At 54.6% G+C, this 1,198-nt stretch carries 1 protein-coding gene; it reads left to right on the forward strand.

Annotated features, from left to right (window positions below):
• Positions 1-1,198: hypothetical protein (locus BV405_RS17740; protein ID WP_176330217.1), on the forward strand; the 1,198-nt coding region annotated here is incomplete at both ends.

A 1,198-nucleotide genomic window follows, 5' to 3' on the forward strand; every position in this document is an offset into this window, starting at 1 on the left:
TGAACGCAGCGATCACCAACTCCGTTGGTCATACTAGTTTGCAGGCGGGTCGAGATCTGCTGGTGAACGCATCAGTGAGTAACAGCGCGGATGCCATGACACTGGATCTGCTGGCGGGTCGTAACCTGGTGATGGCTGATGGTACTCAGCTGAGCAGCAGCAACGGTGATATCCGTGCTGAAGCAACCTCAGGTGATCTGGTAACAGAACTGCTGAACGCCGGTACAGCCAATATCGCACTTCTGGCGGGTAATCGCCTGAGTGATCGTGATGGCGATAGCCTGATTACCGCCTCTGGCCTGATTCTGAAGGCAGGTACAGCAGCGGGTAGCAGCTCTAACGTACTGAACACGAATATTGATCTGATCAGTGCTCAGGTCGGTAGTGAAGGTCTCTTCTTAACGGAAACCAATGATCTGACCATTGGCGCTCTGAGTGTTGCAGCACAGCGTGTGGATAGCAGTGCCCAGAACGATGCACTCAGCGCAATCAGTACGACTCAGGAAGATCTGAACAGCCTAGACAATGGTGCAGTGATTGTTACCGTCACCGCAGGTGATCTGACACTGAACGGTGGCACGGATGAGGCAGGTCTGACAGCAACAGGCAGTGGTAACGTGCGCCTGCAAACCCTGAGTGGCAATCTGAACCTGAACGCTGGCCTGAATGCGGGTTCCGGCCATATCAGCCTGTTGGCGGAAGGTGCTGTGAGCCAGAGTACTATCGGCGATCTGAGCACGACAGTAGGGGACATTGATCTGCAGGCAACGGGTAATGTCGGCATGGCAGATGGTGCGACCAGTACGACGACTGACGGTAACATCCGTTACGCCGTCAGTGGTGATCTGACGCTGGGCGGTCTGAGCAGTAACACTGGTGATATCAGTCTGATCGCGAACAGCATCAGTGATGCAGGCAGTGATGAGATTGACCTGAGTGCCCAACAGCTGCGGGTAAGCATTACCGGCGCAGCAGGAGGCTTCGGTAGTGGTGATAACGCTATCGAAACAGCAGTTGGAACACTGAGTGCTCAGTCAGGCAGCGCAGGCTTCTTCCTGCTGGAAAGCGATGCTCTGACCATTACAGAGCTGGCAGCGATTACTACCCAGCATGTGAACGCTGATGGTACTGCAGCAGACAGTAATACGGATGCAGTGCTGTCGGATCTGGTGAGTCAGGGAGCACTGGTACTGGAAAC

The sequence above is a fragment of the Oceanospirillum sanctuarii genome, assembly GCF_002150805.1.
In the GTDB taxonomy this organism is placed as follows: Bacteria; Pseudomonadota; Gammaproteobacteria; order Pseudomonadales; family Halomonadaceae; genus Oceanospirillum; species Oceanospirillum sanctuarii.